Origin of the sequence: Escherichia sp. KTE159 (assembly GCF_000408805.1) — a bacterium.
GTDB classification, from domain to species: Bacteria; Pseudomonadota; Gammaproteobacteria; order Enterobacterales; family Enterobacteriaceae; genus Escherichia; species Escherichia marmotae.
Genome location: NZ_KE137292.1, coordinates 1100068 through 1118525, shown reverse-complemented (window position 1 = coordinate 1118525; position 18458 = coordinate 1100068). Strand labels below are relative to the sequence as shown.

The following is an 18458-nucleotide window of genomic DNA, read 5'->3' as shown; positions in this document are numbered from 1 at the left end:
TCTTTACTCTAAGAATGCAGAAACAGCGGACCAGCCGCTGTTTCTTTTTCTTTAAAAACAAGCAATTATTCAGTTACAACTGTTTGTACTCTTGCAGGGTCGGGATTATACCAGCCCCATCCGCCGTAGCCATAGGGCCAGCCACGGCCACCATAAAACCACGGATCAATCGGCTGCGGCGGCATAATCACCTGCTGGGTTAAATGCCAACGCTTATAGCCCGTTACCTGCATAACCATAAATTTATAGGGTGTATTGCCGATTTTACCGTCAACCGTACCGGTGATTGGCCCGACAACCGTCACCAGTTGTCCGCGGAAATCAACTGGATCAAGAAAACCGTTCACATCGGCATAAATGCGCCCGCGAGAAGGTTCCCCCAGCGTCGGCCTGGCTCCGCTATCGAGCGGTACGGTGGCAATTTCCAGACGGGTTTTCCCCTGCTGGTTTTGTACCGCGACCACTTTGCCGCCAAAGCGCGCTTCCTGACCAACATACAATTGCGGCGCGCTCATCACCCGAACTAAATCTTGTTGCGGCGTGGGACTGCTGCCTTTAATGGCATCCGGCACAGTGACACAACCGCTCAACATTAGCGCAAACGTACCTGCCAGTATGCCTTTGATAACATTCTTTTGAACCGCCATGATGCGACTCCTTTTTTTCTCAGGGCATACTCTTAAGATTCATTCTTTGCCCGGAAGTTTCTTCCACGCGACGTTGTTACGCAAATAAACCGGCTCGGCATGTTCCACTGCCACCGTTTTGCCTTCAGCAAAGAGCTGGCAGGCAATCGGCAGCATATCTTCTGCGGCGGGCAGTAACACTTCGCCATCGCGCAAAACCAGCCCGCTCTCTTTACCGAGATCCGGCCAGGCTTGCCAGCCTGTCCCCACCGTCACCCATTCACCGGAAAGCTGCTGCATCCGCTCATGAACGAGTTCTGGTTTGAGTACAGCTTCGGTTTCTTCACCGTGCCAGATACCATTTTCATCACGCTGATATTCGGCCCAGTAAACTTCGCCCATTCGCGCGTCAATGGCCGCCAGCACGCGGGTCGCGCCATTTTTGCGCCATGCCCCTTGCGCCATGGTCATTAGCGTGGAGACGCCAATCATCGGCAGCTCCGCGCCAAGCGCCAGCCCTTGTGCAATACCAATACCGATACGCACACCGGTGAAGCTACCGGGACCACGCCCGTAAGCTAATGCGTTTATGTTAGTCAGGGAGGTTCCGCTGGTGGTCAGGATATCCTGCACCATCGGTAAGATTCGTTGAGTATGTTCACGTGGGCAAAGTTCAAAATGAGCGTTGACAGTGCCGTCATTCCACAGGGCGACAGAGCAGGCCTCTGTCGCGGTATCGATAGCCAGAATTCGCATGGGTCTTCGTGCTTAGATCAATAAAAAGGCGCGCATCATACCATACTCCATCACAAATTACCTGGAGGAAGGTATCGCAAGGAAACGAACCGCACGGGCTATATCACGGGTGCGCGGCGCAGGCGGCAGGCTGGCGAGGAACGTCGCGCCGTAAGGGCGCATCACCAGCCGATTGTCGCAAATCACCAGCACACCGCGATCGTCGGCGTCGCGAATCAGTCGCCCTACCCCCTGTTTGAGAGTAATGACCGCATCTGGCAGTTGCACTTCATCGAACGGGTCGCCACCGCGCAAACGACAATCTTCCATTCGCGCTTTTAGTAGTGGGTCGTCCGGCGAGGTAAACGGCAACTTGTCGATAATCACCAGTGACAGCGTATCGCCGCGCACATCCACCCCTTCCCAGAAACTACTGGTTGCGACAAGAAGCGCGTTACCGGCACTGACAAACTGCTGCAACAATTGCCCTTTACTGGTTTCACCCTGCAACAAAACGGGAAGCGTCATGGTGGCACGGAACTGCTCAGCCAGATCGCGCATCATGGCGTGTGAGGTGCAAAGCATAAAGCAGCGCCCATTGTTGGCTTCGATGAGCGGTCGCAACATTGCTGCCAGTTGCCGTGCGGAACCCGGTTGATTAGTTTGCGGCAGGTTACGCGGCACACAGAGTAACGCCTGGCGGCTGTAATCAAATGGGCTGGGTAACAGCAACGACTCGGCCTGTTCGATGCCAAGCCGGGAGGTAAAATGATGCAGATCGTCATTCACTGACAACGTTGCCGAGGTAAAAATCCAGCTTCCGGGTTTTTGTGCCATTAACTCTTTGAATTTATCCGCCACGCTGAGCGGCGTCAGCGCCAGAGTGAAATGACGTGAGGTGCATTCGTACCAGTAACTGTAGCCCGGTTGGTTGATCTCTTTCAGCCGCTTCAGACGTGTGCGATATAACGTGGCACGTTCAAATGCCGCATCCAGCAACGCGGAACGACCCAGCGACAATTTCGCCACGTCGTAACAGAGTTCAAGCGTGTCATCGAGCAGTAAAAACGCCCGCTGAATTTGCGGATTGGCTAACAATTCGCGCAGATTGCCACGATAACCCGGCTCACCGAGTTGCAGGCGAAAATCCTGCGCACTCTGAGCAAGGCGGTCGGCGCACTTTTGTAACTGTTGAGTGTCTTTTAATTCAGTGCGATAGGCGATGGTGATGTCTTTTGCCAGGTCGAGCAGTTGTCGGCTGGAAAGTGACTGACCAAAGTACTGGCTGGCAATATCCGGCAACTGATGGGCTTCGTCGAAGATCATCACGTCCGCTTCCGGGATCAGTTCGCCAAATCCGCTCTCTTTGACCACCATATCCGCCAGAAACAAATGATGGTTTACCACCACTACATCGGCGTCCATCGCTTTTTTGCGTGCTTTGACCACAAAGCAATCTTTATACATCGGGCAGTCGCTGCCGAGGCAGTTATCGTTAGTGCTGGTGACCAGCGGCCATGCCTGAGAATCTTCCGCAACGCTGACGCAGGTGCTGATATCACCATCGACGGTTTGATTGGACCAGGAGCGTAGCAGGATCACATCGCTTAAGATTTGTACCGGCAGATCGCCGCCCGCCAGCGCCTGCTGTTCGAGACGTTCGAGGCAGAGGTAGTTTGAACGTCCTTTCAACAATGCCACATTGCCGGTGTATTTCAGCGCCTTTGACACCGTCGGCAAATCACGGCTGTAGAGTTGATCTTGTAATGCTTTCGAGCCAGTCGAGATAATGACTTTCTTTTTCGCCCGCAGCGCAGGGGCAAGGTAAGCGTAGGTTTTGCCCGTACCGGTTCCCGCTTCCACCACCAGCGGTTGGCTTTTTTCTATCGCCCCGGTGACGGCTACCGCCATCTGTCGCTGTGGTTCACGCGGCTTAAAGCCTGGTATCGCTTTCGCCAACTGACCGTCTGGTGCAAAATCGTCCGTCACACTACCCCCTGTTGATTTGAACAGGGATTATGTCAGGCCAGGCTATTTTTCGCCAGTTGAAGTGATGACGGCGACTTCACATTGTGGCAGTCTTTGCAGCACAAAAATGGAATAATAATGAGGACAAAATGATGACTATCGTTCGTATAGACGCCGAAGCCCGCTGGTCTGATGTGGTGATCCACAACAACACGCTCTACTACACTGGCGTACCGGAAAACCTCGACGCCGATGCTTTTGAGCAAACGGCAAATACACTGGCGCAAATTGACGCGGTACTGGAAAAACAGGGCAGCAATAAGTCGAGCATTCTGGATGCCACCATTTTCCTGGCCGATAAAAACGACTTTGCGGCAATGAATAAAGCGTGGGATGCCTGGGTTGTCGCGGGTCATGCTCCGGTACGCTGCACGGTGCAAGCGGGACTGATGAATCCGCAGTATAAAGTTGAAATTAAGATTATTGCGGCGGTTTAATTCCGGAAGAGAATTATCGAAAATACTGGTCGATCATGAACAAATCGACCAGTGCTTAAGCTCTTACTTTAGATGGACGGTGCCCCAGTCGGGGGCTTTATTATTTATTTTTTTGATTTCAAGTTTATTTATAAAGAAACGATATTAATCATAAAAACTAAACCACGTGTTAATCACTCAATTAACCTAACCTGTTTTCCGCTGTTGCCCTTACTTACCTGAACAACCTGGCTACGGTACTACGATTCTCTGTTAATTTCGGCACATCACTAGATAACCCGCCATGACCTGCTACCTTTAAAATACCTGAATGTCAACAGGTTAACGAATGAGATATTGTCATAATCCTTTTGATATTAGGCACAATTTAATGTCATATATAGCCTTATCGAAAACGTGGTTAATTTAAGGACAAGAATATGCCTGCTGTAATAGATAAAGCCCTGGATTTCATTAGTGCTATGGATATATCAGCACCAACCCCCAGCTCTATGAATGAAAGTACGGCGAAGGGAATATTTAAATATTTGCATGCTCTGGGTGTACCCGCGACGGCCACCGATATTACTGCGCGAGCTGAACAGGAAGGCTGGAATCCTGGATTCACGGAAAAAATGGTTGGCTGGGCAAAAAAAATGGAGTCTGGTGAACGCGTGGTGATTAAAAACCCTGAATACTTCTCGTCTTATATGCAGGAAGAACTTAAAGCCCTTGTGTGAGTCAAAACTCCAGCACTAAAAATCAATCCGGACGCTTTCATTGATCTTAGAAAAGCGTCCTTTTTTCTCGTTATCAATAAAACCGCTGAATTCAATCAAGCAAAACAGCCCCGCGTTTCTTTGGTTCAAACGCTGCAGGCCAAATGGTTCGCTTGTCATAATGCACCCCGTTGAAACAAACATTCTGAAGATCTGTCCCAGCGAAATTAGCACCTCTTAAATCGGCAGCGGTAAAATCTGCTCCACAAAGTCGTGAATGTCTAAAATCAGCAGCAATGGGGCGTGACTGATAAAAATTACAATTCGTCAGATCGGCGTGATTTAGCCAGGCACACATCAGGGCGGCAGACGAGAGGTCGGCCCCAATAAGGGAGGATGTGATGAAACTGATATTACGCAGATGCGCATCATTAAACCGAGCACCATCCAGACACATGCCATCAAAAATAGCGCGATGTAAATTCATGCCGGAAAAATCCCAGCCGATGAGGCTATCCGTATCAAGATACAGAACGTCATCCGTGACGAAATCGATACGGATCATTGTGTATTACTCGTCTTCATCCTCAAAACGCGCCACAATCCGTTCGCCGGAATGGTTGGCGCGTAACTCTTCGGCTACCAGTGCGATTGCCTGACCGCTGCTCATCCCCTGTGCCATCAATTCCTGAATCCGCTCAACGGCTTTTTGCTGCTGTTCATGGGTGAGTGAAGGTAAACCTGCAAACATTGTTAACTCCTGCTAAATTGTTGGCGCTAATTATTTCATGCTACCCGGCACATAGCCAGTAGAGTCAGGACTAATGAAGACGTTATCTCCCGCTGTGATTACTTTACCCTGGCGTCAGGACGCCGCTGAATTTTATTTCTCCCGCTTGAGCCACTTGCCGTGGGCGATGCTTTTGCACTCCGGCTATGCCGATCATCCGCATAGTCGGTTTGATATTGTGGTGGCAGACCCCGTTTGCACCTTAACAACTCACGGTAATGAAACCGTGGTGTGTGAAGGAGAAACCCGTACAACGACCACTGATGACCCGTTAAGGGTACTCCAACAGGCGCTGGAGCATGCAAACATTCACCCGTTGCATAATGGTAATTTGCCATTTCAGGGTGGCGCACTGGGTTTATTTGGCTATGACCTGGGCCGCCGTTTTGAGTCCCTGCCGGAATTGGCGCTGAGAGATATCAACCTTCCTGATATGGCGGTAGGTATCTACGACTGGGCGTTGATTGTCGACCACCAGCACCGGGTTGTTTCTTTGCTGAGTCATAATGATGTCAATGCCCGTCTGGCGTGGCTGGAAAACCAGCAAATTACACCGCAGGGTGATTTCACGCTAACCTCTGCCTGGCAATCTAATATGAGCCGCGAACAGTATGGCGAGAAATTTCGCCAGGTGCAGGAATATCTGCACAGCGGCGATTGTTACCAGGTGAATCTTGCCCAGCGTTTTCAAGCTACCTATTCTGGTGATGAGTGGCTGGCGTTCGTTAAACTCAACCAGGCCAACCGTGCACCATTTAGTGCCTTCCTGCGCCTGGAGCAAGGTGCGATTTTAAGCCTCTCGCCAGAACGTTTTATTCTTTGTGCTGATGGTGAGATCCAGACCCGTCCGATTAAAGGCACTCTGCCGCGTCTGGCCGATCCTCAGGAAGATAGCAAACAGGCAGAAAAACTGGCGAACTCACCGAAAGATCGCGCCGAAAACCTGATGATTGTCGATTTAATGCGTAATGATATTGGCCGTGTTGCCGTCGCAGGTTCGGTAAAAGTGCCGGAGCTGTTCGTGGTGGAGCCCTTCCCTGCAGTGCATCATCTGGTCAGCACCATAACGGCACGCCTTCCCGAGCAGTTGCATGCCAGCGATCTGCTGCGCGCGGCTTTTCCCGGAGGCTCAATCACCGGCGCACCGAAAGTACGGGCAATGGAAATTATCGACGAACTGGAACCTCAGCGACGCAACGCCTGGTGTGGCAGCATTGGCTATTTAAGTTTTTGCGGCAATATGGACACCAGCATCACTATCCGCACCCTGACCGCGGTTAACGGGCAAATTTACTGCTCTGCGGGCGGCGGTATTGTCGCCGATAGCCAAGAAGAGGCGGAATATCAGGAAACTTTTGATAAAGTTAATCGTATTCTGAAGCAACTGGAGAAGTAAGACGTGGAATACCGTAGCCTGACGCTTGATGATTTTTTATCACGCTTTCAACTTTTGCGCCCGCAAATTAACCGGGAAACCTTAAATCATCGTCAGGCTGCTGTGTTAATCCCCATCGTGCGCCGACCGCAACCGGGTTTGTTACTTACTCAGCGTTCAATTCACCTGCGTAAACACGCCGGACAGGTGGCGTTTCCAGGTGGCGCAGTAGATGACACCGACGCGTCAGTTATCGCCGCCGCGCTACGCGAAGCCGAAGAAGAAGTCGCTATACCGCCTTCAGCCGTTGAAGTTATCGGCGTGCTGCCGCCCGTCGATAGCGTAACGGGTTACCAGGTAACCCCAGTCGTCGGTATTATCCCGCCCGATTTACCCTATCGCGCCAGTGAAGATGAAGTCTCCGCTGTGTTTGAAATGCCGCTCGCTCAGGCATTACATCTGGGGCGCTATCACCCTTTAGATATCTACCGCCGTGGCGATTCACATCGGGTATGGCTTTCCTGGTACGAACAGTATTTTGTATGGGGAATGACCGCAGGCATAATTCGTGAGCTGGCGCTGCAAATTGGTGTGAAACCCTGACTATACTTATCTTTACATCTACAAAACACTACTTGAGACAATCATCGCAATATTAGTTAAATCGCGGTTTTTGATTAGTTTAATTCATGTGAATAGTTAAGCCGATCGCCGCGTTCCCTCTTACACTATGCGCTGTTATTAGTTCGTTACTGGAAGTCCAGTCACCTTGTCAGGAGTATTATCGTGATTAGTCTATTCGACATGTTTAAGGTGGGGATTGGTCCCTCATCTTCCCATACTGTAGGGCCTATGAAGGCGGGTAAACAGTTCGTCGATGATCTGGTCGAAAAAGGCTTACTGGATAGCGTTACCCGCGTTGCCGTGGACGTTTACGGTTCTCTATCGCTGACGGGTAAAGGCCATCATACCGATATCGCCATTATTATGGGTCTTGCAGGTAACGAACCTGCCACCGTGGATATCGACAGTATTCCCGGTTTTATTCGCGACGTAGAAGAGCGCGAACGTCTGCTGCTGGCGCAGGGACGGCATGAAGTGGATTTCCCCCGTGACAATGGGATGCGTTTTCATAACGGCAACCTGCCGCTGCATGAAAACGGGATGCAGATCCACGCGTATAATGGCGATAAAGTTGTTTACAGCAAAACTTATTATTCCATCGGCGGCGGTTTTATCGTCGATGAAGAACATTTTGGTCACGATGCCACCAACGAAGTCAGTGTGCCGTATCCGTTTAAATCTGCAACCGAGTTGCTGGCATACTGTAATGAAACTGGCTATTCCCTTTCCGGCCTGGCAATGCAGAACGAACTGGCGCTGCACAGTAAGAAAGAGATCGATGACTATTTCGCGCATGTCTGGCAGACCATGCAGGCGTGTATCGATCGCGGAATGAATACCGAAGGCGTATTGCCTGGGCCGCTGCGTGTTCCGCGCCGTGCATCTGCCCTGCGCCGGATGCTGGTTTCCAGCGATAAACTGTCTAACGATCCGATGAATGTTATCGACTGGGTGAACATGTTTGCGCTGGCAGTGAACGAAGAAAACGCCGCAGGTGGTCGCGTGGTGACAGCGCCTACCAACGGTGCGTGCGGCATTGTTCCGGCAGTGTTGGCCTATTACGACCACTTTATTGAATCGGTCAGCCCGGATATCTATACCCGCTATTTTATGGCCGCTGGGGCAATTGGCGCGTTGTATAAAATGAACGCTTCTATTTCCGGTGCTGAAGTGGGTTGTCAGGGCGAAGTCGGCGTAGCCTGTTCAATGGCCGCCGCAGGCCTGGCTGAATTGTTGGGCGGTAGCCCGGAACAGGTTTGTGTGGCAGCGGAAATTGGGATGGAACACAACCTCGGTCTGACCTGCGATCCGGTGGCCGGTCAGGTTCAGGTGCCATGCATTGAGCGTAATGCTATTGCATCGGTGAAGGCGATCAACGCCGCACGTATGGCTTTACGCCGCACCAGTGCTCCGCGCGTCTCGCTGGATAAAGTCATCGAGACAATGTACGAAACCGGTAAGGATATGAACGCCAAGTACCGTGAAACCTCTCGCGGTGGTCTGGCAATAAAAGTCCAGTGTGACTAATACTTTTCTTTCGCCCATCTGCAACGGATGGGCGAATTTCCCCCGCTTTCTCGTCTGCAGTAAATTTCCCCACTACACTTCCACTGTTGCGTCAGGCGTTTGTTGCCATACGCTTACAGGGCGGCCCGCATGCAAAAAGCACAACGGATCATCAAAACTTATCGCCGTAATCGAATGATTGTTTGTACAATTTGCGCACTCTTTACGCTTGTGGCGACACTAAGCGTGCGATTTATTTCACAGCGTAATTTAAATCAACAGCGGGTGATACTTTTCGCCAATCACGCGGTTGAAGAGCTGGATAATATATTGCAACCCCTTCAGGCGGGACGCGAGATGTTACTTCCGTTGATTGGCCTCCCTTGCTCAGTCACTCATTTGCCTCTACGCAAACAAGCCGCAAAACTGCAAACGGTGCGTTCTATTGGTCTGGTACAAAACGGTACACTTTACTGCTCCAGTATCTTTGGCTATCGCAATGTTCCGGTTCATGATATTCAGGCCGATTTGCCCGCCCCACAGGCTCTTTTGCGCCTTACCACCGATCGCGTGTTGATTAAAGGTAGTCCAGTGCTGATCCAGTGGTATCCCTCTCAATCACATACTGGCGATGGCGTTCTGGAGATGATCAACATTGACCTATTGACGACGATGTTACTGGAACCGCAGTTGCCGCAAATTAGAAACGCCAGCCTGACGGTGGCTGATCGCCATTTACTCTATGGTGACGGTCTGGTTGACGCTTTACCTCCACTTAATGGCAATGAACGTTACCAGGTTTCATCGCAGAACTTCCCTTTTACCATCAGCGTTAGCGGCCCTGGCGCGACAGCGCTGGCGTTGCATCATCTTCCCAGCCAATTTCCACTGGCGGTACTGTTGAGTTTACTGGTGGGTTACATCGCATGGCTGGCAACCGCCCATAGAATGAGTTTTTCGCGCGAAATTAATCTTGGCCTCGCGCAACATGAATTCGAGCTATTCTGTCAACCTTTACTAAACGCTCGTAGCCAGCAATGTGTTGGTGTAGAAATATTGCTGCGCTGGAATAACCCGCGTCAGGGGTGGATCTCACCAGATGTATTTATCCCTATCGCGGAAGAACATCATCTGATAGTGCCGCTTACCCGTTATGTGATGATGGAAACCATCCGCCAAATCCACGTTTTTCCAATGAGCAGCCAGTTTCACATTGGGATTAACGTCGCCCCCAGCCATTTTCGCCGCGGCGTGTTATTGAAGGATCTCAATCAATATTGGTTTAGTGCTAACCCGATTCAGCAACTCATCCTCGAAATCACCGAGCGCGATGCCTTACTGGATGTCGATTATCGGATTGCCCGCGAACTGCATCGTAAAAACGTCAAACTGGCGATTGATGACTTCGGCACCGGCAACAGTTCGTTTTCCTGGCTGGAAACGTTACGCCCTGATGTGCTGAAAATCGATAAGTCTTTCACCGCTGCAATTGGTTCCGATGCGGTTAACTCGACGGTAACCGATATCATCATCGCATTGGGGCAAAGACTGAATATTGAACTGGTGGCGGAGGGCGTAGAAACGCAAGAACAGGCGAAGTATTTACGCCGTCATGGGGTGCATATTTTACAAGGGTATTTGTACGCGCAGCCGATGCCACTGCGTGATTTCCCAAAATGGCTGGCGGGCAGCCAACCGCCGCCCGCCCGGCATAATGGGCATATCACGCCCGTCATGCCATTTCGTTAATGATTATTCGTCTTCGTCGTGCGCCAGTTGCTCTTTAACAATGCGAACCAGATCAACACGATAATCGTTAGCTTCAACAATGGTGATATGTAACGGCCCTACGTCAATCACATCGCCAGCACGCGGGATGTGACCATTTGCAGAAATCACCAGACCTGCCACCGTCGCGATATCATCGTCATCGGCAAGGTGCTCAACATCAAGCGCCTGCTGTAAGGCATGTAAGTCTGTACCGCCTTTTACCAGCCAGCCGTCGCCGTCAGTAATGATTTCCGGCGTTTCATCAGCGTCCGGGAACTCACCGGCAATGGCTTCCAGCACATCCAGAGGCGTGACCAGGCCTTGCACCACACCAAACTCGTTGGTAACGATAACAAAACTACCGCGAGCACGACGCAGCACGCCCAGCAGGTTGATCGGATCGAGGGTTTCCGGAACGATAATCGCCGGAGAAGCCGAGGCAATTGCTGCGACATCAACGCCATCTTCCAGCGCCACCAGCAGTTCTTTAGCACGCACGATACCGATGATTTCATCCAGTTCACCGCGACATACCGGGAACAGACTATGTGGCGAAGAAAGCAACTGCTCACGGATTTCATCAACACCGAGATTAGCGTCAACCCAGCTAATTTCGCCGCGCGGTGTCATAATCCCACGCAGAGAGCGAGACGCCAGTGTCAGCACGCCGTTAATCATATATCGCTCTTCTTCCGCAAACGCGCCTTCCGGCACAGGGATCGGCATCGGGTTATCGGCATCGTGCTGAACGTTCGCCTGACGTTTACCCCCCATCAAACGCAGGATGGCATCGGCAGTACGCGCACGCAGCGGTAAAGCTGACTGATGACGAATAAAGTTACGGCGCGCAATTTGGTTAAACACTTCGATGATGATCGAGAAGCCAATCGCGGCATACAGGTAACCTTTCGGAATATGGAAGCCAAACCCTTCAGCAACCAGGCTCAGACCAATCATTAACAAGAAGCTCAGGCAGAGCACCACCACTGTAGGATGCTGGTTAACGAATCTCGTCAACGGTTTCGACGCCAGCAACATGACCGCCATCGCAATCACCACCGCCGCCATCATCACCGGCAGGTGGTTGACCATCCCAACTGCGGTAATCACCGCATCCAGCGAGAAGACGGCATCGAGAATGACAATCTGCGTTACTACCACCCAGAAGCTGGCATAACCTTTACCGTGACCGGAATCATGATCGCGGTTTTCCAGCCGTTCATGCAGCTCCGTTGTCGCTTTAAACAGCAAGAATATCCCCCCGAACAACATAATCAGGTCGCGACCAGAGAAGGAAAAATCCATCACGGTAAATAGCGGTTTGGTCAGCGTGACCATCCATGAAATCAGCGACAGCAGTCCCAGACGCATGATCAGCGCCAGCGACAGTCCTAACAAACGAGCTTTATCACGTTGTTTCGGTGGCAGTTTGTCGGCAAGGATGGCGATGAAAACCAGGTTATCGATACCCAGCACGATTTCAAGAACGACAAGCGTGAGTAGCCCCACCCAAATCGAGGGGTCCATTAAGAATTCCATGACAAGCTCCTGCTTAAGGAATAGCTATTCGGCGCCAGAAATAATGCAGGCGTAACAACAAAATGCAAACAAAAGGTGCGGCAAAAAGTGCCAGAAAGGCAGGCGCTGAAAGGCCTGATGCTGAAATGACGTCGGTGACGATCCATACTGCGGGCTGCTGCCCTATACTCCTTGGTTGTTAAACGGGAGTTAAACATATCAGAGAGACCTCTGATTTGGCAAAGATTTACCTTCCTTTGCAAACAAATGTGACGAAAATATTTTCTCTTTCGGAATTTTGATAATCCAAAGTTAAATTACGGATCTTCATCACATAAAATATTTTTTTCGATATCTAAAATAAATCGCGAAACGCAGGGGGTTTTTGGTTGTAACCCTTATCTGAATCGATTCGATTGTGGACGACGATTCAAAAATACATCTGGCACGTTGAGGTGTTAACAATAATAAAGGAGGTAGCAAGTGACCATTGCTATTGTTATAGGCACACATGGTTGGGCTGCAGAGCAGTTGCTTAAAACGGCAGAGATGCTGTTAGGCGAGCAGGAAAACGTCGGCTGGATCGATTTCGTTCCAGGCGAAAATGCCGAAACGCTGATCGAAAAGTACAACGCTCAGTTGGCAAAACTCGACACCACTAAAGGCGTGCTGTTTCTCGTTGATACATGGGGAGGCAGCCCGTTCAATGCTGCCAGCCGCATTGTCGTCGACAAAGAGCATTATGAAGTGATCGCAGGCGTTAACATTCCAATGCTGGTGGAAACGTTAATGGCTCGTGATGATGACCCGGGCTTTGATGAACTGGTGGCGCTGGCAGTAGAAACAGGCCGTGAAGGTGTGAAAGCACTGAAAGCCAAACCGGTTGAAAAAGCAGCTCCCGCCCCCGCTTCGGCGGCACCCAAAGCGGCCCCAACTCCGGCAAAACCAATGGGACCAAATGACTACATGGTTATTGGCCTTGCGCGTATCGACGACCGTCTGATTCACGGTCAGGTAGCTACCCGCTGGACCAAAGAAACCAATGTCTCCCGTATTATTGTTGTTAGTGATGAAGTGGCTGCGGATACCGTTCGTAAGACACTGCTCACCCAGGTCGCACCTCCGGGCGTAACAGCACACGTGGTTGATGTTGCCAAGATGATTCGCGTCTACAACAACCCGAAATATGCTGGCGAACGTGTAATGCTGTTATTCACCAACCCGACAGATGTTGAGCGCCTCGTTGAAGGCGGCGTGAAAATTACCTCTGTTAACGTCGGTGGTATGGCATTCCGTCAGGGCAAAACCCAGGTGAATAACGCGGTTTCGGTTGATGAAAAAGATATCGAAGCGTTCAAGAAACTGAATGCACGCGGTATCGAACTGGAAGTCCGTAAGGTTTCCACCGATCCGAAACTGAAAATGATGGATCTGATCAGCAAAATCGATAAGTAACGTATTGTGTTGATTATCACTCAGTTTTCACACTTAAGTCTTACGTAAACAGGAGAAGTACAATGGAGATTACCACTCTTCAAATTGTGCTGGTATTTATCGTAGCCTGTATCGCAGGTATGGGATCTATCCTCGATGAATTTCAGTTTCACCGTCCGTTAATCGCCTGTACCCTGGTGGGTATCGTTCTTGGGGATATGAAAACCGGTATTATTATCGGTGGTACTCTGGAAATGATCGCTCTGGGCTGGATGAATATCGGTGCCGCAGTTGCGCCTGACGCCGCTCTGGCTTCTATCATTTCTACCATTCTGGTTATTGCAGGTCATCAGAGCATCGGTGCCGGTATCGCGCTGGCAATCCCGCTGGCCGCTGCGGGCCAGGTGCTGACCATCATCGTTCGTACCATCACCGTTGCTTTCCAGCACGCTGCGGATAAGGCGGCTGAGAATGGCAACCTGACGGCAATTTCCTGGATCCACGTTTCTTCGCTGTTCCTGCAAGCGATGCGTGTGGCTATCCCGGCCGTAATTGTTGCGCTGTCTGTAGGCACCAGTGAAGTTCAGAACATGCTGAACGCCATTCCGGAAGTGGTGACCAATGGTCTGAACATTGCTGGCGGCATGATCGTGGTTGTTGGTTATGCAATGGTTATCAACATGATGCGTGCAGGCTACCTGATGCCGTTCTTCTACCTCGGCTTCGTAACCGCAGCATTCACCAACTTTAACCTGGTTGCTCTGGGTGTAATTGGTACTGTTATGGCAGTGCTCTACATCCAACTTAGCCCGAAATATAACCGCGTAGCTGGTGCGCCTGTTCAGGCTGCTGGTAACAACGATCTCGATAACGAACTGGACTAACAGGTGAGCGAAATGGTTGATACAACTAAAACTACCACCGAGAAAAAACTCACTCCGAGTGATATTCGTGGCGTCTTCCTGCGTTCTAACCTCTTCCAGGGTTCATGGAACTTCGAACGTATGCAGGCACTGGGTTTCTGCTTCTCTATGGTTCCGGCGATTCGTCGCCTCTACCCTGAGAACAATGATGCCCGTAAACAGGCGATTAAACGTCACCTCGAATTCTTTAACACCCAACCGTTCGTGGCTGCGCCAATTCTGGGCGTAACCCTGGCTCTGGAAGAACAGCGTGCTAACGGCGCAGAGATCGACGACGGTGCTATCAACGGTATCAAAGTAGGTCTGATGGGTCCGCTGGCAGGCGTGGGTGACCCGATCTTCTGGGGTACGGTACGTCCGGTTTTTGCAGCTCTGGGAGCCGGTATCGCGATGAGTGGCAGCCTGTTAGGTCCGCTGCTGTTCTTTATCCTGTTTAACCTGGTGCGTCTGGCAACACGTTACTACGGCGTAGCGTATGGTTACTCCAAAGGTATCGATATCGTTAAAGATATGGGTGGCGGCTTCCTGCAAAAACTGACGGAAGGGGCGTCTATTCTCGGCCTGTTTGTCATGGGGGCGTTGGTTAACAAGTGGACACATGTCAACATCCCTCTGGTCGTCTCTCGCATCACCGACCAGACGGGTAAAGAGCACGTTACCACTGTCCAGACCATTCTTGACCAGTTAATGCCAGGCCTGGTGCCGCTGCTGCTGACCTTTGCCTGTATGTGGCTGCTGCGCAAAAAAGTTAACCCGCTGTGGATTATCGTTGGCTTCTTCGTCATTGGTATCGCTGGTTACGCTTGCGGCCTGCTGGGACTGTAATACTGTTGTACACTACCGGGGCCTTTTGGCCCCGTTTTTTTATCTGGAGGATTAATGACAATCACGGAACTGGTACTGATTCTGTTCATCGCCGCACTGCTTGCTTTTGCGATATACGATCAGTTCATCATGCCCCGCCGCAACGGCCCCACCCTGCTGGCAATTCCTTTGCTCCGGCGCGGTCGCATCGATAGCGTTATCTTTGTCGGGCTGATTGTCATTCTTATCTATAACAATGTAACCAGCCATGGCGCACAAATAACCACCTGGTTATTAAGTGCACTGGCGCTAATGGGATTTTATACTTTCTGGATCCGGGTTCCGAAAATCATCTTCAAACAAAAAGGGTTTTTCTTCGCCAATGTTTGGATTGAATATAGCCGAATTAAAGCGATGAACTTATCGGAAGATGGTGTACTGGTGATGCAATTAGAACAGCGCCGTTTGTTAATCCGCGTCCGAAATATCGACGATCTGGAAAAGATTTATAAACTTCTAGTTTCAACTCAATAAGTTATCAACTTAGCCAAAGCTATGTGTAGTGTATTTTTAATAACCAGACATAGCTTAGGCTATATTACGCCGTCCCTTATTTGTTATTATTTTTAACGTTTTATTGATATATAAATCTAAATGAAAATCGTTATCAATAATAGCAATGGAATAATATATTCTGACAGTTGTTTTATATTCTCAAAATATGTTAAGGTTGCGCCCTCATTTGGGGAGTAGCCGATTTCCAGACTCCGGAAATGTACGTGTCAACATACTCGTTGCAAAACGTGGCGCGTACGGACTGAACATTTTCAGTCAGGCGAGACCATATGCACATCAATCGCTATGCCTGCATGAGCGCTTCTTGTCGTTCGTGTGTGCATGTTTGCTGGGGGCGATGATGTGTTTTATGGATACCCCGGTCAGGACATTGTCATGAATATCACTGCTACTGTTCTTCTTGCTTTTGGTATGTCGATGGATGCCTTTGCTGCATCAATCGGTAAAGGTGCCACCCTCCATAAACCGAAATTTTCTGAAGCTCTGCGAACTGGCCTTATTTTCGGTGCCGTCGAAACGCTGACGCCGCTGATTGGCTGGGGGATGGGCATGTTGGCCAGCCGTTTTGTCCTCGAGTGGAACCACTGGATTGCGTTTGTACTGCTGATATTCCTCGGCGGGCGAATGATTATTGAGGGTTTTCGCGGTGGAGATGATGAAGATGAAGAACCGCGTCGTCGTCACGGTTTCTGGTTGCTGGTGACTACCGCAATTGCCACCAGCCTGGATGCAATGGCTGTTGGTGTTGGTCTGGCCTTCCTGCAAGTGAACATTATCGCGACTGCGCTGGCGATTGGCTGCGCCACCTTAATCATGTCAACATTAGGCATGATGGTGGGCCGCTTTATCGGTTCAATTATTGGGAAAAAAGCGGAAATTCTTGGCGGGCTGGTGCTTATTGGCATTGGCGTCCAGATCCTCTGGACGCACTACCACAGCTAATTTATTCGTTGCCAGACGTGAATATTAAAATCCGTCTGGCAATTAAATTCTTCTTTTGCTGCCAACGCTTGCCATACCTCTGGCTTTGCGCGCCAGGCAAACGGCGTCATCTGTAACAACGCAACCGCCTCATCTCCGCGCAGGCGCATCGGATAATGTAATTCATTACTCCGCTGCAGCTCAAAACCATCCAGTTTCTCAGCATGGGGCGCATGTAGATGTACTTCGTCGTAAATTAAACCCTTCAGCTCCATTAAATGCCGTGGCCCAGGAGTAGCGGTAATGACCCACCCACCCGGTTTGACTACTCGCGCTAATTCTTCTGCTTTGCACGGTGCGTAGATACGGATAATGGCATCCATACTGGCATCAGAAAACGGCAGACGGTGGCTGGAAGCGACACAAAAGGTGACCTGCTGATAGCGTTTCGCAGCAGCTTTAATCGCGACCTTAGAGACATCCAGACCAAAAGTCGTCACGCCAGGTAAGACATCGGCAAAAGCATGGGTGTAGTACCCTTCCCCACAACCAATATCCAGTATCGCCGTTGCGTGCTGCTCAAGACATTCACACAATTGAGCGACAATCGCATCGCGAAGCGGCTGATAATGACCGGCATCTAAAAATGTACGCCGCGCTTGCATCATTTCCGCACTATCGCCCGGATCGCGAGAACGTTTATGCTGAACGGGCAGCAAATTAACATATCCCTCTTTCGCCATATCAAATTGATGCCGTTGGGGACAGATATAGCTGTTTTTTTCAAGCGCTAAAGGCTGATGACAAAGTGGACAGGAAAATGACATGACAACTCCGGCAGGATACTAAAGGCCGCAAGTGTAACGCGAATCGCACGACTGGCAAATATCCGGAGACAGGAACGAAAATAAAACAAAGTAAAAAGCCTCGCAAATTCGACGAGGCTTTATAGCGAGATTGAAGCGCGTTTACACTTCAGATCAGTGGATTCGATCAGATAGCTGTTACGTTAACAGCCGCCGGACCTTTCTGGCCGTCCTGAATTTCGAACTCAACGTTCTGGCCTTCGGCCAGAGTTTTGAAGCCATTACCCTGGATAGCAGAGAAGTGTACGAACACATCTTTGCTGCCATCTGCCGGAGTAATGAAGCCAAAACCTTTAGACTCGTTGAACCACTTAACCTGACCTTTAATCTTTGCCATTTGAAAAATTCCTTAGATTGTTTTCTTCGCCCGCAGGCATTACAGAGATAAAACTGACACATTACTGCATGAGGCACTAATATAAGGCTCGGCAGAGAAGCGGTATTCAACGACAACGTGTTTACTCAGGACTTCTTTACTGAAAATGCCACACATAAACAGAACTGTACCTCGTTTAACCCGAAACTGTTATCACATACAACGTTAATTATGGCAAGCCATTTTTAAACATGTCTCGATCAGCCGCACAAATCTCGATACGCCTTCCACTTTTTTTGCACACTTATGCAACGGAATACGTGCCGATATATCGATGCACTTAACCATACCATTACACGCAGATACTTGACCTGATGCAGTTTCTAACATAGTTCAATAAGTTCAGTTCTTCCAGAGCAGCAGTACAAGTTATTACGCAATGCGAGCGATATCACTTTTTATGATATATAACGAATAAAATGTTATATAACTTCACCCAATAAAACAGATA

21 protein-coding genes are annotated in these 18458 nt (G+C 50.0%); 11 read left to right on the top strand and 10 right to left on the bottom strand.

The features are described 5' to 3' along the window. Positions 1-65: 65 nt before the first annotated feature. Genes yeaY through A31E_RS16135 form a run of 3 tightly spaced genes read right to left on the bottom strand, consistent with a single transcriptional unit; the run spans position 66 to position 3350 of the window. A complete protein-coding gene (gene yeaY / locus A31E_RS16125) occupies positions 66-647 on the bottom strand; it encodes a Slp family lipoprotein YeaY (RefSeq protein ID WP_016248637.1) in 582 nt (193 codons plus the stop codon). A gap of 39 nt (positions 648-686) precedes the next feature. Continuing rightward, positions 687-1382, bottom strand: coding sequence for a tRNA (adenosine(37)-N6)-threonylcarbamoyltransferase complex dimerization subunit type 1 TsaB (tsaB, locus tag A31E_RS16130; protein WP_001221005.1), 696 nt, complete (start codon positions 1380-1382; stop codon positions 687-689). A 57-nt stretch (positions 1383-1439) separates the two neighbouring features. Continuing rightward, positions 1440-3350 carry a DNA repair helicase YoaA gene (locus A31E_RS16135; protein WP_000128825.1) on the bottom strand — a complete coding sequence of 637 codons (1911 nt, stop codon included), beginning with the start codon at positions 3348-3350 and terminating at the stop codon, positions 1440-1442. Positions 3351-3481: 131 nt separating this feature from the next. Here A31E_RS16135 and A31E_RS16140 point away from each other — a divergent pair, with 131 nt between their 5' ends. Both A31E_RS16140 and A31E_RS16145 read left to right on the top strand, forming a co-directional pair. Continuing rightward, positions 3482-3826 carry a RidA family protein gene (locus tag A31E_RS16140; RefSeq protein WP_010376144.1) on the top strand — a complete coding sequence of 115 codons (345 nt, stop codon included), beginning with the start codon at positions 3482-3484 and terminating at the stop codon, positions 3824-3826. Between the two features lie 419 nt (positions 3827-4245). Continuing rightward, complete coding sequence (locus A31E_RS16145; protein WP_001112001.1) at positions 4246-4545, top strand: DUF1889 family protein; 300 nt, start codon at positions 4246-4248, stop codon at positions 4543-4545. A gap of 91 nt (positions 4546-4636) precedes the next feature. Here the strand turns inward: A31E_RS16145 and A31E_RS24005 are convergent, their stop codons facing one another. Together A31E_RS24005 and A31E_RS16150 are read right to left on the bottom strand one after the other, a co-directional pair. Beyond that, a complete protein-coding gene (locus tag A31E_RS24005; protein WP_000618094.1) occupies positions 4637-5089 on the bottom strand; it encodes a pentapeptide repeat-containing protein in 453 nt (150 codons plus the stop codon). Positions 5090-5095: 6 nt separating this feature from the next. Further along, positions 5096-5275, bottom strand: a complete 180-nt coding sequence (locus tag A31E_RS16150; RefSeq protein WP_000457334.1) for a YoaH family protein — start codon at positions 5273-5275, stop codon at positions 5096-5098. Between the two features lie 73 nt (positions 5276-5348). Between A31E_RS16150 and pabB the strand changes: the two genes are divergently transcribed. The 4 genes from pabB (at position 5349) to A31E_RS16170 (ending at position 10568) form a co-directional block, all read left to right on the top strand. Beyond that, positions 5349-6710 (top strand): aminodeoxychorismate synthase component 1, encoded by a 1362-nt coding sequence (pabB, locus tag A31E_RS16155; RefSeq protein ID WP_016248636.1) that lies wholly within the window; start codon positions 5349-5351, stop codon positions 6708-6710. 3 nt (positions 6711-6713) lie between these two features. Further along, positions 6714-7292 (top strand): CoA pyrophosphatase, encoded by a 579-nt coding sequence (locus A31E_RS16160; RefSeq protein ID WP_000456725.1) that lies wholly within the window; start codon positions 6714-6716, stop codon positions 7290-7292. Between the two features lie 183 nt (positions 7293-7475). Then, entirely contained in the window at positions 7476-8840 is a 1365-nt protein-coding gene (gene sdaA / locus A31E_RS16165) for an L-serine ammonia-lyase (RefSeq protein ID WP_000624308.1), read from the top strand. 129 nt (positions 8841-8969) lie between these two features. Continuing rightward, on the top strand, positions 8970-10568 hold the full coding sequence (locus tag A31E_RS16170) for an EAL domain-containing protein (RefSeq protein ID WP_001516271.1): 1599 nt from the start codon (positions 8970-8972) through the stop codon (positions 10566-10568). A 3-nt stretch (positions 10569-10571) separates the two neighbouring features. Here the strand turns inward: A31E_RS16170 and yoaE are convergent, their stop codons facing one another. Together yoaE and A31E_RS26575 are read right to left on the bottom strand one after the other, a co-directional pair. Continuing rightward, positions 10572-12128, bottom strand: coding sequence for a CNNM family cation transport protein YoaE (gene yoaE / locus A31E_RS16175; RefSeq protein ID WP_000395006.1), 1557 nt, complete (start codon positions 12126-12128; stop codon positions 10572-10574). After that, on the bottom strand, positions 12116-12274 hold the full coding sequence (locus tag A31E_RS26575; RefSeq protein ID WP_269471531.1) for a protein YoaL: 159 nt from the start codon (positions 12272-12274) through the stop codon (positions 12116-12118). Before A31E_RS26575 ends, yoaE begins: the two co-directional genes overlap by 13 nt. Before the next feature lie 316 nt (positions 12275-12590). On the opposite strand from A31E_RS26575, the gene manX reads away from it, so the two are divergent. The 5 genes from manX (at position 12591) to mntP (ending at position 16786) form a co-directional block, all read left to right on the top strand. Beyond that, the gene (gene manX, locus A31E_RS16180) at positions 12591-13562 is read left to right on the top strand and encodes a PTS mannose transporter subunit IIAB (protein ID WP_000150534.1); all 972 of its coding nucleotides are present in this window, start codon (positions 12591-12593) and stop codon (positions 13560-13562) included. Positions 13563-13624: 62 nt separating this feature from the next. After that, positions 13625-14425 (top strand): PTS mannose transporter subunit IIC, encoded by an 801-nt coding sequence (gene manY, locus A31E_RS16185; RefSeq protein ID WP_000406934.1) that lies wholly within the window; start codon positions 13625-13627, stop codon positions 14423-14425. Positions 14426-14437: 12 nt separating this feature from the next. Beyond that, positions 14438-15289 carry a PTS mannose transporter subunit IID gene (gene manZ, locus A31E_RS16190; protein ID WP_001516270.1) on the top strand — a complete coding sequence of 284 codons (852 nt, stop codon included), beginning with the start codon at positions 14438-14440 and terminating at the stop codon, positions 15287-15289. Positions 15290-15343: 54 nt separating this feature from the next. Then, the gene (locus tag A31E_RS16195) at positions 15344-15802 is read left to right on the top strand and encodes a DUF986 family protein (protein ID WP_000156311.1); all 459 of its coding nucleotides are present in this window, start codon (positions 15344-15346) and stop codon (positions 15800-15802) included. 417 nt (positions 15803-16219) lie between these two features. Beyond that, the gene (gene mntP, locus A31E_RS16200; RefSeq protein WP_001027737.1) at positions 16220-16786 is read left to right on the top strand and encodes a manganese efflux pump MntP; all 567 of its coding nucleotides are present in this window, start codon (positions 16220-16222) and stop codon (positions 16784-16786) included. Here the strand turns inward: mntP and rlmA are convergent. The 3 genes from rlmA to A31E_RS0122435 form a co-directional block, all read right to left on the bottom strand. Beyond that, positions 16783-17592, bottom strand: coding sequence for a 23S rRNA (guanine(745)-N(1))-methyltransferase (rlmA, locus tag A31E_RS16205; protein WP_000010094.1), 810 nt, complete (start codon positions 17590-17592; stop codon positions 16783-16785). The genes mntP and rlmA overlap by 4 nt on opposite strands. A 166-nt stretch (positions 17593-17758) precedes the next feature. Then, positions 17759-17968, bottom strand: coding sequence for a transcription antiterminator/RNA stability regulator CspE (gene cspE, locus A31E_RS16210; protein ID WP_001062678.1), 210 nt, complete (start codon positions 17966-17968; stop codon positions 17759-17761). A gap of 39 nt (positions 17969-18007) precedes the next feature. Next, a complete protein-coding gene (locus A31E_RS0122435; protein ID WP_032141266.1) occupies positions 18008-18124 on the bottom strand; it encodes a DUF2627 domain-containing protein in 117 nt (38 codons plus the stop codon). Positions 18125-18458 lie beyond the last annotated feature (334 nt).

Bases quoted from the DNA above. Each gene is read 5' to 3' on its own strand.
- tsaB (WP_001221005.1), bottom strand. From the start codon at position 1,382: ATGCGAATTCTGGCTATCGATACCGCGACAGAGGCCTGCTCTGTCGCC.
- A31E_RS26575 (WP_269471531.1), bottom strand. From the start codon at position 12,274: ATGGATCGTCACCGACGTCATTTCAGCATCAGGCCTTTCAGCGCCTGC.
- rlmA (WP_000010094.1), bottom strand. From the start codon at position 17,592: ATGTCATTTTCCTGTCCACTTTGTCATCAGCCTTTAGCGCTTGAAAAA.
- manY (WP_000406934.1), top strand. From the start codon at position 13,625: ATGGAGATTACCACTCTTCAAATTGTGCTGGTATTTATCGTAGCCTGT.
- A31E_RS16195 (WP_000156311.1), top strand. From the start codon at position 15,344: ATGACAATCACGGAACTGGTACTGATTCTGTTCATCGCCGCACTGCTT.
- A31E_RS0122435 (WP_032141266.1), bottom strand. From the start codon at position 18,124: ATGTGTGGCATTTTCAGTAAAGAAGTCCTGAGTAAACACGTTGTCGTT.
- A31E_RS24005 (WP_000618094.1), bottom strand. From the start codon at position 5,089: ATGATCCGTATCGATTTCGTCACGGATGACGTTCTGTATCTTGATACG.
- A31E_RS16145 (WP_001112001.1), top strand. From the start codon at position 4,246: ATGCCTGCTGTAATAGATAAAGCCCTGGATTTCATTAGTGCTATGGAT.
- yeaY (WP_016248637.1), bottom strand. From the start codon at position 647: ATGGCGGTTCAAAAGAATGTTATCAAAGGCATACTGGCAGGTACGTTT.
- yoaE (WP_000395006.1), bottom strand. From the start codon at position 12,128: ATGGAATTCTTAATGGACCCCTCGATTTGGGTGGGGCTACTCACGCTT.
- cspE (WP_001062678.1), bottom strand. From the start codon at position 17,968: ATGGCAAAGATTAAAGGTCAGGTTAAGTGGTTCAACGAGTCTAAAGGT.
- A31E_RS16150 (WP_000457334.1), bottom strand. From the start codon at position 5,275: ATGTTTGCAGGTTTACCTTCACTCACCCATGAACAGCAGCAAAAAGCC.
- pabB (WP_016248636.1), top strand. From the start codon at position 5,349: ATGAAGACGTTATCTCCCGCTGTGATTACTTTACCCTGGCGTCAGGAC.
- A31E_RS16170 (WP_001516271.1), top strand. From the start codon at position 8,970: ATGCAAAAAGCACAACGGATCATCAAAACTTATCGCCGTAATCGAATG.
- mntP (WP_001027737.1), top strand. From the start codon at position 16,220: ATGAATATCACTGCTACTGTTCTTCTTGCTTTTGGTATGTCGATGGAT.
- manZ (WP_001516270.1), top strand. From the start codon at position 14,438: ATGGTTGATACAACTAAAACTACCACCGAGAAAAAACTCACTCCGAGT.
- A31E_RS16140 (WP_010376144.1), top strand. From the start codon at position 3,482: ATGACTATCGTTCGTATAGACGCCGAAGCCCGCTGGTCTGATGTGGTG.